The 13,794-nt window shown below is 72.9% G+C and carries 12 protein-coding genes; 5 read left to right on the plus strand and 7 right to left on the minus strand.

The genetic code is table 11. The features are described from left to right. Window positions 1-137 precede the first annotated feature (137 nt). From ABZ624_RS01855 to ABZ624_RS01875, 5 genes are read right to left on the minus strand one after another with little or no spacing between them, the layout of a single operon-like run. Entirely contained in the window at window positions 138-1,550 is a 1,413-nt protein-coding gene (locus ABZ624_RS01855; RefSeq protein ID WP_360081602.1) for a HAMP domain-containing sensor histidine kinase, read from the minus strand. Next, window positions 1,547-2,218 carry a response regulator transcription factor gene (locus tag ABZ624_RS01860; RefSeq protein ID WP_360081603.1) on the minus strand — a complete coding sequence of 224 codons (672 nt, stop codon included), beginning with the start codon at window positions 2,216-2,218 and terminating at the stop codon, window positions 1,547-1,549. Before ABZ624_RS01860 ends, ABZ624_RS01855 begins: the two co-directional genes overlap by 4 nt. Further along, window positions 2,172-2,927 carry a phosphatase PAP2 family protein gene (locus tag ABZ624_RS01865; RefSeq protein WP_360081604.1) on the minus strand — a complete coding sequence of 252 codons (756 nt, stop codon included), beginning with the start codon at window positions 2,925-2,927 and terminating at the stop codon, window positions 2,172-2,174. Before ABZ624_RS01865 ends, ABZ624_RS01860 begins: the two co-directional genes overlap by 47 nt. Beyond that, window positions 2,924-3,535, minus strand: coding sequence for a phosphatase PAP2 family protein (locus ABZ624_RS01870; protein WP_360081605.1), 612 nt, complete (start codon window positions 3,533-3,535; stop codon window positions 2,924-2,926). The genes ABZ624_RS01865 and ABZ624_RS01870 overlap by 4 nt, the downstream gene beginning before the upstream one ends. After that, on the minus strand, window positions 3,532-4,197 hold the full coding sequence (locus ABZ624_RS01875; protein WP_360081606.1) for a DedA family protein: 666 nt from the start codon (window positions 4,195-4,197) through the stop codon (window positions 3,532-3,534). The genes ABZ624_RS01870 and ABZ624_RS01875 overlap by 4 nt, the downstream gene beginning before the upstream one ends. Before the next feature lie 209 nt (window positions 4,198-4,406). Here ABZ624_RS01875 and efeU point away from each other — a divergent pair, with 209 nt between their 5' ends. From efeU to ABZ624_RS01890, 3 genes are all read left to right on the plus strand, one after another. Next, window positions 4,407-6,437, plus strand: a complete 2,031-nt coding sequence (gene efeU / locus ABZ624_RS01880) for an iron uptake transporter permease EfeU (protein ID WP_360081607.1) — start codon at window positions 4,407-4,409, stop codon at window positions 6,435-6,437. A gap of 47 nt (window positions 6,438-6,484) precedes the next feature. Further along, a complete protein-coding gene (gene efeB / locus ABZ624_RS01885) occupies window positions 6,485-7,756 on the plus strand; it encodes an iron uptake transporter deferrochelatase/peroxidase subunit (protein ID WP_360082153.1) in 1,272 nt (423 codons plus the stop codon). Between the two features lie 89 nt (window positions 7,757-7,845). Beyond that, window positions 7,846-8,322 (plus strand): DUF5709 domain-containing protein, encoded by a 477-nt coding sequence (locus ABZ624_RS01890; RefSeq protein ID WP_360081608.1) that lies wholly within the window; start codon window positions 7,846-7,848, stop codon window positions 8,320-8,322. 143 nt (window positions 8,323-8,465) lie between these two features. Here the strand turns inward: ABZ624_RS01890 and ABZ624_RS01895 are convergent, their stop codons facing one another. Continuing rightward, window positions 8,466-8,672 carry a hypothetical protein gene (locus tag ABZ624_RS01895; RefSeq protein ID WP_360081609.1) on the minus strand — a complete coding sequence of 69 codons (207 nt, stop codon included), beginning with the start codon at window positions 8,670-8,672 and terminating at the stop codon, window positions 8,466-8,468. A 197-nt stretch (window positions 8,673-8,869) separates the two neighbouring features. Here ABZ624_RS01895 and ABZ624_RS01900 point away from each other — a divergent pair, with 197 nt between their 5' ends. Both ABZ624_RS01900 and ABZ624_RS01905 read left to right on the plus strand, forming a co-directional pair. Beyond that, on the plus strand, window positions 8,870-10,717 hold the full coding sequence (locus tag ABZ624_RS01900) for a glycoside hydrolase family 15 protein (RefSeq protein ID WP_360081610.1): 1,848 nt from the start codon (window positions 8,870-8,872) through the stop codon (window positions 10,715-10,717). Window positions 10,718-10,803: 86 nt separating this feature from the next. After that, the gene (locus tag ABZ624_RS01905) at window positions 10,804-11,037 is read left to right on the plus strand and encodes a hypothetical protein (RefSeq protein WP_360081611.1); all 234 of its coding nucleotides are present in this window, start codon (window positions 10,804-10,806) and stop codon (window positions 11,035-11,037) included. Between the two features lie 91 nt (window positions 11,038-11,128). On the opposite strand, the gene ABZ624_RS01910 is transcribed toward ABZ624_RS01905, so the two are convergent. Next, window positions 11,129-13,753 (minus strand): SpoIIE family protein phosphatase, encoded by a 2,625-nt coding sequence (locus ABZ624_RS01910; protein WP_360082155.1) that lies wholly within the window; start codon window positions 13,751-13,753, stop codon window positions 11,129-11,131. Between the last annotated feature and the right edge of the window lie 41 nt (window positions 13,754-13,794).

A 13,794-nucleotide genomic window follows, 5' to 3' on the forward strand; every position in this document is an offset into this window, starting at 1 on the left:
CCGGGCCGTCGCACGCGCTGGAACAAGGTGCCCGAGGTCACCGTCTACTTCTGGGTGATCAAGGTGCTGTGCTCCTGATCGTGACCCGCAAGGACGTCACCGACGAGGGGCCGGACCGGCGGACGCGCTGACGGCGGTCATCCGGCGGGCACGGTGACCACGAACCGCGCCCCGGTCCCGTGCCCGGGGTCGTGGCACACCTCGCCGCCCGCGGAGCGGGCCAGGCGCCGCGCGAGCGGCAGCCCGAGGCCCGCCCCGCCGTGCCCGTCCCCGGGATCGGCCCGCCTGCCGGGCTGGAACAGCTGGTCCGTGAAGGAGCCGGGCACGCCCGGGCCGTCGTCGGTGACGTCGATCCGTACACCGGCGTCCGTCCGGCACGCGGTGAGCGTGACCGTCGTACGGGCATAGCGCACGGCGTTGGCCAGCAGAGGGCTGACCATCCGTTCGAGAAGCGCGGGCTGGACCCCGGCCGTGAGCGGCGCGGGTGCGCCCGCGACGACGATCCGCACCGCATCCGGGGCGTCCTGGGCTGCGGACAGGTGGTGCAGCACCGCCGGTACGTCGGCGGTGCCGGGTGCCGTCGGAACCCCCTCGCGGGCTTCGTCGAGCAGGGTGTCGCAGATGGTGCGCATCGACTGCGCGGCCTCGGCCATGACCTCGTGCGAGGCCCGGGTCTCGGCGGCGGACCGCGGTCGGGAGCACCACCAGTCCAGCTCGGCGACGATCCGGCTGAGCGGGGTGCGCAGCTCGTGCGACAGCTCGCCGGTCAGCTGCCGCTCGTGCCGCAGCACCGCCCGGATCCGGTCCAGCAGGGCGTCCAACGAGGCGCCGAGCGCGGCCAGTTCGGCCGGCCGGCCGCGGCCCGTGAACCGCTCCTCGGAGCCCACGGCACTCCACTGCGTCGCCTGCTCCGTCATCGCGCGCACCGGACGCAGCGCCCGCCCCACCGCGAGCCGGGTGAGCGCATAGGTGCAGGCGAGCATCACCGCGTCCAGCGCGAACGAGCCCAGCAGCAGTGTTTCGGCCGAGTTCCGGTACGGCGCGAGGTCCAGCGCCGTGACGACGGTGGCCCGCGACCCGGCACCGGGTACCGGCTCCGCGCACAGCCGTACCGTGTCGGGGCCGTGCACCACGGCACAGCCCCGTCGGCCGCGGCCGGCCAGGGCACCGGCGGCGCGGGTGAGCGCGCCGCCCCCGGACGGAGGCTGTTCCAGCAGCCGGCCGCCCGCGTAGATCCACGCGTTGGTGTCCAGCAGCCGGTCACCGGAGGTCTCCAGCACCCGCACCCGGCCGTGGCGGGTGTCGACCGTCGTGGCGACGGCCGCGGCGCGGGTGCGCAGCTCGTCGTCCGCCTCCCGCTGGAGGCGGTGGCGGACCACCGTGTTGAACACCACGGTGAGGATCACCATCAGCAGCGCGGCGGTGGTCAGCGCGACCAGGGAGAGCCGGCCGCGCAGGGTGCGGGGCGCGAGAAGGGCGGCAGGACGGGTGCGGGGCAGCGGCGGCCTCCCGGGTCCGGGCAGCGGCCGGGTGTGGTCGGTGAAGGTCATGTCAGGCGGTGGCCGATCCCGCGTGCCGTGGCGATCGTCCGTTCGCTTCCCGCCGTGCGCAGCTTACGGCGCAGCCGGGTCAGGTACTGGTCCAGCGTGTTGTCGCTGACCTGCGCTCCCTCGGGCCAGCCCGCGCGCAGCAGATCGCGGCGCCGTACCAGATCCCCGCCGGCCGCGGTGAGCGCCGCCAGCAGCCGGAACTCGGTCGGGGTGAGGTCGATGCGCCTGCCGTGCACGGTGGCGCCGTGCCGGACGGCGTCCAGCACCAGTCCGCCCGCTGCGACGGAGGCGGCGGAGGCGGCAGGAGCGGTCCGGCGCAGGGCGGCGCGCAGCCGGGCGGCCAGCTCGGCTAGGTGGAAGGGCTTGGGGAGATAGTCGTCGCCGCCGGCCGAGAAGCCCGACAGCCGGTCCGTGAGTCCCTGCCGCGCGGTCAGGAAGACGACCGGGGCGAGGAAGCCGCCCGCGCGCATCGCCTGGCAGACATCGCGGCCGTCGGCGTCGGGCAGTCCGACGTCCAGTACGACCGCGGACACGTCCGGTGTCGCCAGCCGCAGGGCGGTGGCGCCGTCGCCGGCGCAGACCGTGTCGAATTCCTCGTCGTGCAGTCCACGGCGGAGCACGTCACGCAGGGCGTGATCGTCCTCGACGATGAGGATCCTGGGGCGCATGTCTCTCCACCGGCCCGTCGGCCGTATCGCTCGGGTGGGACGTGCCGTGCTCGGGGGCACGGGGGATGTATCGCTCGGCCGGCCACCGGGCCGCCGCGCAGACGAGAACGCCGAGCCAGCCGACGGCGAACAGCCAGCCGCCGACCACGTCGGTGAACCAGTGCACACCGAGGTAGACCCGGGTCAGCCCGACGCCCGCTCCCCAGCAGGCGACCAGCGGACACAGGAGGATACGGCCGCGCGGGGCGCGCAGGCACAGGGCGAGGATCAGCAGTCCGGCCGTCAGGGCGGCCGTGGTGGTGTGACCGGAGGGGAACGACCAGCCGGAGGCGTGGGTCCGCCAGTCCCGGCTCGGCGGCCGGGCCCGTGCGACCAGGTCCATCACGCCGTACCGGACCGCCTGGCCCGCGCCGAGGCAGAGGGCGCCGAGCGGCACGGTCACCAGCCGCTGCCGCGCGGAGCGGCCCGCGATCAGCCCCGCCAGGACCACCAGGACGTACGGCACGGCCCCGGTGCCGGTGGCGGTCAGCGCACGCCCCACGGCCACCGCCCCCGGCGGGCGGTGCCCGACGGACCAGGACAGCAGTGCCCGGTCCGGATACAGCGGGCCGCCCTGATGGCTCACCACCAGCGCGGTCAGCACCGCGAACGCCATCCAGGCGCCGAGGGCCGCCGTGCCGGCCGCGTCCGCGAGCCTGCCGGGCCTCATGCCGGTCCCGACACCAGCAGCGGACGCAGCCAGGTGCCCGAGAGCCGGTCCGCGAGACCCGTCGGCCACCGCCCCAGGACGGTCATCGCGAGGTGACCCGCCAGCCCGCCGAGCGCCGCCCCCGCGACGACGTCGTGCGGATAGTGCACCCCGACCCACACCCGGGAGGCTGCCATGGCGACCGCGCACACCGATGCCACTGTGCCCAGGCGCCGGGAGACGAAGAACAGGGCGACCGCGGCGGCGAACGCTATCGCGGTGTGGTTGCTGGGGAACGACCAGTCGCCCCGCGCGGGACACGCCTCCAGCGTGCGGAAGGCCAGCCGGCGGCACGGCCGGTCCTCGGCCACCAGCGGCTTGACGGCGCTGTTCACCCCGAACGCCACCACCACCGCCAACGGCACCGTGAACGCCGTCAGCGCCGCGGCCGCCCCGTCCCGGCGGGCCCGCCACCAGCCCACCACCATGAGCAGCGCGAACACCGCGAGACCGTACGCCGACCAGACGGAGACCGTGTCGTCCAGCCAGGCGGGGGAGCGGTGGGCGAGATCCACCACGTCGGTGTAGAGCGACCCGTCGACCGACGAGCCCGACAGGGCGTACGTCATCCGCGAGCCTCCTCCTTGGCCGCCCTGCGGGAGCGCAGCACCTCGGCGGCGACCGGGAGCAGGGACACGAGGACGATCAGTGCGATCACCGGCAGCAGGTACTTGTCGATGTTCGGGACCGAGGAGCCGAGCGCGTATCCGGCGAGCGTCAGGCCGAGGCTCCAGACGAGCCCGCCCGCCACCTGCCAGAGAGTGAAGGTCCGCGCCGGGACGCCGAGCGCGCCCGCCATCGGGTTCAGCACCGTGCGCACCACCGGGACGAACCGGGCCAGCACGATCGCCTTCGCGTGGCCGTACCGCTCCAGCAGTTCCTCGGCCCGGCGCGCGCCCTCGCGCAGCTTCGCCGACCGGCTGCGGGCCAGCAGCGCGCCGCCCGCCTTACGGCCGAGCAGGAATCCGCACTGCGAACCGGCCAGGGCGCCCACGGCCGCCGCGACGAGCAGCGGCCCGAGCGACAGGTGCAACCCCTGGTCGGACGCTCCCGTGCAGAGCAGCCCCGCCGTGAACAGGAGGGAGTCTCCGGGCAGGAAGAACCCGATCAGCAGGCCCGTCTCCGCGAAGAGCACCACGCCGACGCCGAGCACGCCGAAGGCGGCGAGCAGGGAGTGGGCGTCGAGCACGTTGACCGCGAGCTGCGACGCCAGGTGGGGGGAAGCGGTCATCGCCGTACGCCCTTTCCTTCGACTGCGACAAGATACGACTACACATTTGTAGACGTTGTACCGGGCTACAGACGAACCGAGAGTGGCGATAGTCCCCGGCCTTTGCCTGTCCATTGCCGCTTTATGACCGGCTGACTACACGGCCGTCGTCATGATGGTCCGCGAAGGTAAGGTATGCCTTCACTAAGTGCCAGGGAGGGCAGCAGGGCATGTGGGACGACGCGTTTCCGAGTTTCCTGATCGGACTCAGGGAGGGACTCGAAGCCGGACTGATCGTCTCCATCCTGGTCGCCACCCTGGTGAGGGCCGAGGCGCGCTCCCGGCTGCCCCAGGTGTGGACCGGTGTGCTGGCCGCCGTCGCCGTGGCGATGAGCTTCGGCGCGGTGCTCACCTTCACCGCCGCGTCCATGCCGCAGACCGCCCAGGAGGCGTTCGGCGGCACCCTCAGTGTGATCGCCGTCGCGTTCGTCACCGCCATGGTGTTCTGGATGCGCCGCTCGGCCCGCAACCTCTCCGGCGAGCTGAAGCAGAAGGTGACCGGCGCCCTCGCCATGGGCTCCGGCATGCTGATCCTCACCTCCTTCCTCGCGGTCGGCCGAGAGGGCCTGGAGACGGCCCTGTTCCTGTGGACCACCGCGCAGGCGGCCGGCGAGTCGGCAGGACCGCTGACCGGAGCCGGCATCGGCCTCGTCCTCGCGGCGGGCCTGTGCTGGGGCCTGTACCGGCGCGTCCTGAAGATCAACCTGACGAAGTTCTTCACCGCCACCGGCGTCGTCCTGATCGTCATCGCCGCCGGCGTCCTCGGCTACGGCCTGCGCGACCTCCAGGAGGGCGGCGTGCTGCCCGGCAGGACCGCCTACGCGGTCGACCTCGCGAGCAGCGTCGACGCCGGCTCCTGGTACAGCACCCTCGTCCAGGGCGTCCTCAACCTCACCCCGACCATGACCTGGCTGCAGGTGGTGGCCTACGTCGCCTACCTGGCCGTCGTGATGACCCTGTTCGTGCGCGGCGTACGGGCCACGGCCCCGAAGCCGGCGAAGGAACACGCCGAGCGGGAGCCGGAGGCCGCCCGGTCCGAGCGGCGCCGGCCGGCCTGGGTGGTGCCGGCCGCCGTGGTCGCCGTACCGGCCGTGATCGCCGGACTCGTCGTCGTCCTCGCCCGCCCCAAGCCCGCCGGCGACCAGACGGTCGCCGTCTCCGAGACCGAGTGCGGCAAGGGCTTCACCGCGCCCAAGCCGGGCCGGCAGACCTTCCAGATGCACAACACCGGCGGCAAGACCTCCGAGGTGTACCTGGTCGACCCGTCCAGCAACGCCGTCTACGGCGAGATCGAGGGCCTGGCCCCGGGCACCACCCGTGACCTCGTCGCCACCGTCGCCGGCGGCACCTACGCCTGGCGCTGCGTCCCGACCGGCGGCAAGGCCGTCACCTCCGAGTCGGTCACCGTGAGCGGCGGCGGCGCGGGCAAGCCGGTCGTCCCCGTCTCCGAGCAGGACCTCGCCGCACCCCTGAAGGCGTACAAGACGTACGTCGAGCAGGGCCTGAGCACCCTCGTCACCCAGACGCACACCCTCGACGACGACATCGAGCACGGGCACCTGGACAAGGCCCGCACCGACTGGCTCACCGCCCACCGCACCTACGCCTCCCTCGGCGCCGCCTACGGCACCTTCGAGGACTACGACAAGAAGATCGACGGCCGCGCCGACGGGCTCCCGGACGGCGAGCGGGACGAGGACTTCACCGGCTTCCTGCGCATCGAGTACGGCCTGTGGCACGGACAGTCCGCCAAGGACCTGACCGCCCCCGCCCGGCAGCTCGCCGCCGACGCCGCAGGGCTGCGCACGGCCTTCCCGAGCCAGGACTTCGACCCCGGCGACCTGCCGCTGCGCGCGCACGAGATCCTGGAGAACACCCTCCAGTTCGAGCTGACCGGCGACACCGACGAGGGCAGCGGCACCGGCCTCGCCACCGCCGACGCCAACCTCGCCGGCACCCGTGAACTGCTCACCGTCCTCAAGCCGCTGCTCACCACCCGCGCACCCCGGGTGCTCCCGACGGTCGACACGGACATCGCCCGCCTGCAGAAGCTCCTGGACGCCGCCCACCACGGCACCGAATGGACCCCCGTCGACAGGCTCGCCGCCGCCGACAAGCAGCACCTCGACGGTGCCACCGGGCAGCTGCTGGAAGACCTCGCCCCGATCCCGGACCTCCTCGAGATCCGGAAGTCCGCCTGATGACCACCGCGCACCCGCACCCCGAGCACCCCGAAGGGAACCCGTCGATGCCGACCGCCGACACGCCGACCTGCCCCGCAGGCCCCGCCCGCCGCTCCTTCGTGCGGACCGCCCTGGGCGCCGGTGCCGCCGGAGCGGTCCTGGCCGGCGGCGGCTTCGCCCTCGGCGAGAGCGGCGGCACGGCCCAGGCCGGGACCACCCACGCGGACAGCGGCGCCAAGGTCCCCTTCCACGGCGCCCACCAGGCCGGGATCATCACCCCGGCACCCGCCGCAGCCACCTTCGTGTCCCTCGACGTCATCGCCGACGACCGCAAGGGCCTCACCGACCTGCTGAGGACCATCACCGAGCGGGCCCGCTTCCTCACCTCCGGCGGCGCACCCACCGACCTGGGCGTCGGCGCGCCGCCCTCCGACAACGGCATCCTCGGCCCCGAGGTCCCCTCGGACGACCTCACCGTGACCGTCGGCGTCGGCGCCTCCCTCTTCGACGACCGCTACGGCCTCGCCAAGGCCAGGCCCGCCCGGCTCACCCCGATGCGGACCTTCCCCAACGACAACCTGAACGCCGCCGAGTGCCACGGCGACCTCTCCCTGCAGATCTGCGCCCAGAGCCAGGACACCGTGCTGCACGCCCTGCGCGACATAGCCCGGCACACCCGGGGCGCCATGCAGATCAAGTGGCGCATCGACGGCTTCCAGAACGCCCCGCGCCCCACCGGTGCCCAGCGCAACCTGCTCGGCTTCAAGGACGGCATCGCCAACCCCGACGTCACCTCCGCCCGCGAGACGGACAAGCTGATCTGGGTCGGCGACGGCCAGGGCGAGCCGGCCTGGACCAAGGGCGGCAGCTACCAGGTCATCCGGATCATCCGGATGCTGGTCGAGTTCTGGGACCGGGTCTCGCTCACCGAGCAGGAGAAGATGTTCGGCCGCCGCAAGGACACCGGCGCGCCGCTCGACGGCGCCCTGGAGACCGACATCCCCAACTACGCCAAGGATCCGCACGGCACCGCGATCCCGCTCGACTCCCACATCCGCCTCGCCAACCCGCGCAAGGCGCAGACCGACGGCTCCCGCATCCTGCGCCGCGGCTACAACTACGACCGGGGCGTGGACAACGTCGGCAACCTCGACATGGGCCTGGTCTTCTGCTGCTACAACCAGGACGTCAAGCGCCAGTTCGAGGCCGTGCAGACCCGGCTGATCGACGAGCCCCTGGTCGACTACATCTCCCCGACGGGCGGCGGCTACTTCTTCGCCCTCCCCGGCGTCCGGGACACCGGGGACTGGCTGGGCCGGGGCATGCTCTCCGCCTGACGCCGGCTCGATCGCGCGCCGGCGGGGTTAACGGCCCGGCTGCGGGAAACGCGGACGAGGACCGCCCGCGAGCCCCGGAGGAGGCGACCATGAGCGACCGGCAGCCCGAACAGACCCCGATGGCGGACGACGCCTACCAGCCCACCGGCACCAACGAGGAACAGGAGGACGCCGGCCCCCTGGACCTCCAGGACGCCCTTGACGAGCGCACCTACGACGACGTCCTCGACGAGGGCTACTCCCCGCCCGAACGCCCCCTCGGCGTCACCAAGCACGGCACCACCGCCGCCGAGCAGCACTCCGGGGAGACCCTGGACGAACGGCTCGCCCAGGAGGTGCCGGACGCCCAGCCGGCAGCCGGCGACGAGATCGGCGACCTGCCCGGTGGCGAGGGGGAGCCCGTCGACCCCGAGGCCGGCGGGTCCCGCGCCGGCCGCCTGGTCGCCCCCGACGAGGGCGCCCACCCCGAGACCGTCAAGGAGGAGGTCGCGAGGGACGTGGGCATCGACGGGGGAGCGGCGGGCGCCGAAGAGGCGGCCGTACATGTGGTGGAGGAAGAAACCTGAGTTTCCGCCCGGGGGCAGTTGCCGGCCGGGGCAGTGGTCCCACCCAGAGGCGCGGAGCCGTATGTCGAGTACGGCCCCGCGCCCCTTGAGGCCGGCTGTTCTGCCCCCGTTTGATGAGTTCCCTCTGTATTCCCCGGACCGCCCTACGGCAGCAGCCTCTCGATGGCTGTCGGGCCCTCCTTCTCCATCTTGCGGCGTGCCCAGGCGAGGTTCCTCGGATTGACGTCCCTGCCCGCCGCCATCACCAGGTCCTCCAGGGTGATGTCCCGGGAGGGAGCGGAGTGGAGCAGGGCGTCCGGGGTGCAGTGGTCGTCGGACGACCGGGACTCGTCAGGTGCGGATGTCGACATGATGCCTCCTCCTCGGTCCGGATGACCGCATCCGTGCCGGTGCCGCCGAACGGGGCACACTCTCACCATTGCCCGCATCCGCGCACCCTGCATCTTCAGGCGCCCGGGAAGCAGGTGAGGAGCGCCTTCCCAGCCCACCGCGAAGCACTCGCTCCTAAGCTGGAAAACATCTCGCACCGCTCACCGGGAGGCCGCCGATGGCCGAGACCCCGTTTCCCGAGGACTTCCGCACCAGCCCCCGCTATCTGCCGATCGCCGAGCACGGACTCATCGGTGATCTGCGCAGTGTGGCCCTGGTCGGTACGAACGGCACGATCGACTGGTACTGCTGTCCGTCCTTCGACGCTCCCAGCATCTTCGCGGCGATCCTCGACGCCGAGCGCGGCGGCTGCTTCGAGCTGGCCGCCACCGTACCCGCGCGCACCAAGCAGTTCTACTTCCCCGACACCAACGTACTGATCACCCGGTTCTTCACCGAGGACGGCGTGGGCGAGGTGCAGGACTTCATGCCGGTGACCTCCGACAGCGTGGCCGGCACGGGCGAGGCGGGGCGGCACCGGCTGATCCGGCGCGTGGTCTGCGTCCGCGGCACCGTGCCGTTCCGGGCGCTGGTCGCCCCCCGTTTCGGCTACGGAGCCGTCCCGCACACCCTGAGCACCGTCGCCGGCACCGTCGTCTTCGAGTCCGCCGAGCGGTCCCTCGCGCTCACCTCCACGGTCGTCCTGGAGTGCGACGCCCGGGACGCGCGCGCCGACTTCAAGCTCGCCGAGGGCGAGACCGCGGTGTTCGCACTGGACCAGCTCGGCGCCGCGGTGTCCCCCCGCGGCTGCGCCCACGCAGAGGCCGAGTCCGAGTTCAACGCCACGGTCACCTACTGGCGCCGCTGGCTGCACCAGTCCCGCTACCGGGGCCGCTGGCGCGAGATGGTGCACCGCTCCGCGCTCACCCTGAAGCTGCTCACCTACGCCCCCACCGGCGCCATCGTCGCCGCCCCCACCACCAGCCTGCCCGAGCAGCTCGGCGGCGAGCGCAACTGGGACTACCGGTATGTGTGGGTGCGCGACGCCGCCTTCGCCGTCTACGCGCTGCTGCGGCTCGGCTTCGCCGGCGAGGCCGAGGCCTTCATGCGGTTCCTCACGACGAACATCACGCCCTGCTACGGCTCCGCCGCAGCCCCGCTGCAGATCATGTACGGCATCGACGGCCGCTCCGATCTGCCCGAGCGCGTGCTGCCGCATCTGGAGGGCCATCTCGGCTCCGCCCCGGTCCGGGTCGGCAACGCCGCCGCCGGCCAGCTCCAGCTGGACATCTACGGCGCCCTGATCGACTCGATCTACCTGTACGACAAGTGGGCCCAGCCGATCTCCAGCGGCCAGTGGGACGACGTGTGCGACCTGGTCGACTGGGTGTGCGACCACTGGGACCAGCCCGACGAGGGCGTGTGGGAGACCCGCGGCGGCCGCAAGAACTTCACGTACTCGCGGCTGATGTGCTGGGTCGCGATCGAGCGCGCCATCCGCCTCGCCAACCGGCGCGGACTGCCCGCCGAGCTGCCCCGCTGGCGGCAGGCCCGCGACACGATCTACCGGCGGATCATGGACCGCGGCTGGTCGGAGCGGCGCGGCGCCTTCGTGCAGTACGAGGGCGGCGACGTGCTGGACGCCTCCCTGCTGATGATGCCGCTCGCCAAGTTCATCGCCCCCACCGACCCCAAGTGGCTGTCCACCCTGGACGCCCTCACCGAGGACCTGGTCTCCGACTCCCTCGTCTACCGCTACGACCCGCAGGCCAGCCCCGACGGACTGCGCGGCGACGAGGGCACCTTCTCCATCTGCTCCTTCTGGTACGTCGAGGCCCTGGTGCGGGCCGGGCGGCTCGACGAAGCCCGGCTGGCCTTCGAGAAGATGCTCACCTACGCCAACCACCTCGGCCTGTACGCGGAGGAGATCGGCCGCACCGGCGAGCAACGGGGCAACTTCCCCCAGGCGTTCACCCATCTGTCCCTGATCAGCGCCGCGTTCAACCTCGACCGCGCCCTCGGCTGACTCGGCTGTGTACCGTCAGGTCGCTCGGGTACCCGGTGCGTGCCAAGGACTACATCCACACAGGGTCCGCAGAAGGAGGAGGCCCGATGACCAGCACCAGCGAGACCGGTGGCGTCACCGGCACGCGCGACAAGAACTACGACCTGATCTGGTACGTCGAGGCGTGCCTGGACAACGCCCTGCGCCTGGAGACGTACATCCAGGACGCCGAACGGGAGCATGACAACGAGCTCGTGGACCTGTTCCACAAGGCACAGGCCGACAGCCGCAAGGGCGCCGAGATGGGGAAGCAGCTGCTGCGCTCGCGGTTGAGCGCCTGACCGCCTCCTCCGCTCAGGCGAACCGAGAACTCGGAACGGGTCCGGCGGAGCGACACGCGCCCTGCGCGCCGTCGCCCCCGGACCCTCACCGTCAGGGCAGGGGCTGTTCCGCCCAGATGATCTTGCCGTCCGGGGTGTACCGGGTGCCCCAGCGCTCGGCGAGCTGCGCGACCAGGAACAGGCCCCGGCCGCCCTCGTCGGTGCTCGCCGCGTACCGCAGATGCGGTGAGGTCGTGCTCCGGTCGGAGACCTCGCAGATCAGCGTCCGCTCGCGCAGCAGCCGTACACCGATCGGGCCGCGCGCGTAGCGGATGGCGTTGGTGACCAGCTCGCTCAGGATCAGCTCCGTCGTGAAGTCCAGCTCCGTCAGACCCCATTCGGCGAGCCGCCGTGTCACCGACGACCGGACCTCAGACACCGCCGCCGGCTCGGACGGCACCTGCCACTCGGCGACCCGGTCGGCGCCCAGCACCCGGGTACGGGCGACGATCAGCGCGACGTCGTCGCTCGGCCGGGCCGGCAGCCGGTCCAGCACGGCGCGGCAGGTCTCCTCCGGCGAGCCGCCCGGCGTGCCGCGCAGGGCGTCGCTCAGCAGATCGAGCCCCACGTCGATGTCCCGCTCGCGGTCCTCCACCAGCCCGTCCGTGTACAGCACCAGCCTGCTGCCCTCGGCCAGCTCCAGTTCGGCGGTCTCGAACGGCAGCCCGCCCAGCCCCAGCGGCGGCCCCGCCGGCACCTCGGGGAACTCCACCCGGCCGTCGGGGTGCACCAGCGCGGGCGGCGGATGGCCGGCCCGGGCCAGGGTGCAGACCCGCGCGACCGGGTCGTAGACCGCGTACAGACAGGTCGCGCCGGTGATCGCGGCGGCGCCGTCCGCGGCGGTCTCGTCCTGGTCGATGCGGCCGACCAGCTCGTCCAGCAGCCCGAGGAGTTCGTCGGGCGGCAGGTCCAGCGCGGAGAAGTTGTGCACCGCCGTCCGCAGCCGGCCCATGGTGGCCGCCGCGTGCAGCCCGTGTCCCACCACGTCCCCCACCACCAGCGCGACCCGCGCACCGGACAACGGCAGCACGTCGAACCAGTCGCCGCCCACCCCGGCCTGCGCCGGCAGATAACGGTAGGCGATCTCCAGCGCGCCCTGCTCGGGCAGGCTGCGCGGCAGCAGACTGCGCTGCAGGGTGACCGCCATGCTGTGCTCGCGCGTGTACCGGCGGGCATTGTCGATGGACACCGCCGCCCGCGCGACCAGTTCCTCGGCGAGGGCCAGCTCCTCGGCGTCGAACGGCTGCGGCTTCTCCGCCCGCCAGAAGTTCGCCACGCCCAGCACCAGACTGCCCGCCCGCAGCGGCACCGTGATCAGCGAGTGGATGCCGTACGCCAGGACCTGGTCGGTGCGCTCCAGGTCCTGCGCGCGCCAGCCGGGCGCCTCGCGCAGCCGGGGCACCAGCACCGACTGTCCGGTGGTCAGGCTGCGCGCCTGCGGCGAGGTGGCCACGAACCGGATCCGCTCGCCGACCGGGTACAGGGGCTCGTCCTTGCGGATCCCGGCGCACGCGGCGCGGCGCAGCGCCGTGCCCGGCCTCGGCTCCTCACCCTGCAGCACCGCGTCGAACAGGTCGACGGTCGCGAAGTCCGCGAACCGGGGCACCGCCAGCTCGGCCAGCTCCTCGGCGGTACGGCCCACGTCCAGGCTGGTGCCGATGCCCACCCCGGCGTCGTACAGCATGTTCAGCCGTTCCCGTGCCACCTCCGCACGGCCGGACAGGGCGCGCAGTTCGGTGGAGTCGCGCAGGGTGGTCACACTGCCGGCCGGGCCGCCGCGCAGGTCGGTGGGGCGCTGGTTGATGGCCAGCAGCCGGTCCTTGACCAGGTGTACCTCGTCCGTGGCCACCCGGCCCGAGGCCAGCAGCGCCGCCGTCTCCTTGTCCAGCCCCAGTTCCAGCACGCTGCGCAGCTCGGCATCCTCGGGCAGGTCCAGCAGCCGGTGCGCCTCGTCGTTCGCGAGCAGCAGCCGGCCGTCGCCGCCGACGATCAGCACACCCTCCCGCACCGCGTGCAGCACCGCGTCGTGGTGCTCGTACATCCGCGTCATCTCGTACGGTCCGAGGCCGTGCGTCTGGCGCAGCAGCCGTCTGCTGACCAGGGCCGTGCCCGCGGTGGCCAGCGCGAGCGCCGCCGCTGCCGCCGCGAGCAGCAGGGGCAGCTGCTGGGCGGCGGCCCCGCCCACGTGCGCGGTGGTGATCCCGGCCGACACCAGGCCCACCACCGTGCCGCCCGCGTCCTTCACCGGTACCACGACCTGCACCAGCGGGCCTATCGTGCCGTTGACGTGCTCGGTGACCGTGCCCCCGGCCACCGCCGGAGCGATCGTGCCGACGAACTTCTTGCCGATGCGGTCGGGCTTGGGGTGCGTGTAACGGATGCCGTCGGTGTTCATCACGACGATGAAGTCCACGCCGGTGGCCGTGCGGGCCGCCTCCGCGCGCGGCTGCAGCACGGCCGTGGGATCGGGCGAGCGCAGCGCGGCGACCGTGCCGGGCGCGTTCGCGAACGTCTCGGCGACGGCGAGCGACCGGTTCCGCGCCTCCAGATCCGTGTCGTGCCGCACCTGCAGCACCTGCGCCACCACTGCCGAGACGACCAGCAGCAGCACGATCACCACTTGCAGGACGAACACCTGTCCGGCGACGCTGCGCCCGGTCACCGCCGACCGGAGCATCCCGGGCCGGCTGCCGTCCCCGGCCGGGCCGTCGGGCCGCG

This window comes from Streptomyces sp. NPDC007205, from assembly GCF_040634095.1.
Lineage (GTDB): Bacteria > Actinomycetota > Actinomycetes > Streptomycetales > Streptomycetaceae > Streptomyces.

Excerpts from the sequence above, each read along its gene's own strand:
- ABZ624_RS01855 (WP_360081602.1), bottom strand. The coding sequence starts at position 1,550 with ATGACCTTCACCGACCACACCCGGCCGCTGCCCGGACCCGGGAGGCCG.
- ABZ624_RS01860 (WP_360081603.1), bottom strand. The coding sequence starts at position 2,218 with ATGCGCCCCAGGATCCTCATCGTCGAGGACGATCACGCCCTGCGTGAC.
- ABZ624_RS01865 (WP_360081604.1), bottom strand. The coding sequence starts at position 2,927 with ATGAGGCCCGGCAGGCTCGCGGACGCGGCCGGCACGGCGGCCCTCGGC.
- ABZ624_RS01870 (WP_360081605.1), bottom strand. The coding sequence starts at position 3,535 with ATGACGTACGCCCTGTCGGGCTCGTCGGTCGACGGGTCGCTCTACACC.
- ABZ624_RS01875 (WP_360081606.1), bottom strand. The coding sequence starts at position 4,197 with ATGACCGCTTCCCCCCACCTGGCGTCGCAGCTCGCGGTCAACGTGCTC.
- efeU (WP_360081607.1), top strand. The coding sequence starts at position 4,407 with ATGTGGGACGACGCGTTTCCGAGTTTCCTGATCGGACTCAGGGAGGGA.
- efeB (WP_360082153.1), top strand. The coding sequence starts at position 6,485 with ATGCCGACCGCCGACACGCCGACCTGCCCCGCAGGCCCCGCCCGCCGC.
- ABZ624_RS01890 (WP_360081608.1), top strand. The coding sequence starts at position 7,846 with ATGAGCGACCGGCAGCCCGAACAGACCCCGATGGCGGACGACGCCTAC.
- ABZ624_RS01895 (WP_360081609.1), bottom strand. The coding sequence starts at position 8,672 with ATGTCGACATCCGCACCTGACGAGTCCCGGTCGTCCGACGACCACTGC.
- ABZ624_RS01900 (WP_360081610.1), top strand. The coding sequence starts at position 8,870 with ATGGCCGAGACCCCGTTTCCCGAGGACTTCCGCACCAGCCCCCGCTAT.
- ABZ624_RS01905 (WP_360081611.1), top strand. The coding sequence starts at position 10,804 with ATGACCAGCACCAGCGAGACCGGTGGCGTCACCGGCACGCGCGACAAG.
- ABZ624_RS01910 (WP_360082155.1), bottom strand. The coding sequence starts at position 13,753 with ATGCTCCGGTCGGCGGTGACCGGGCGCAGCGTCGCCGGACAGGTGTTC.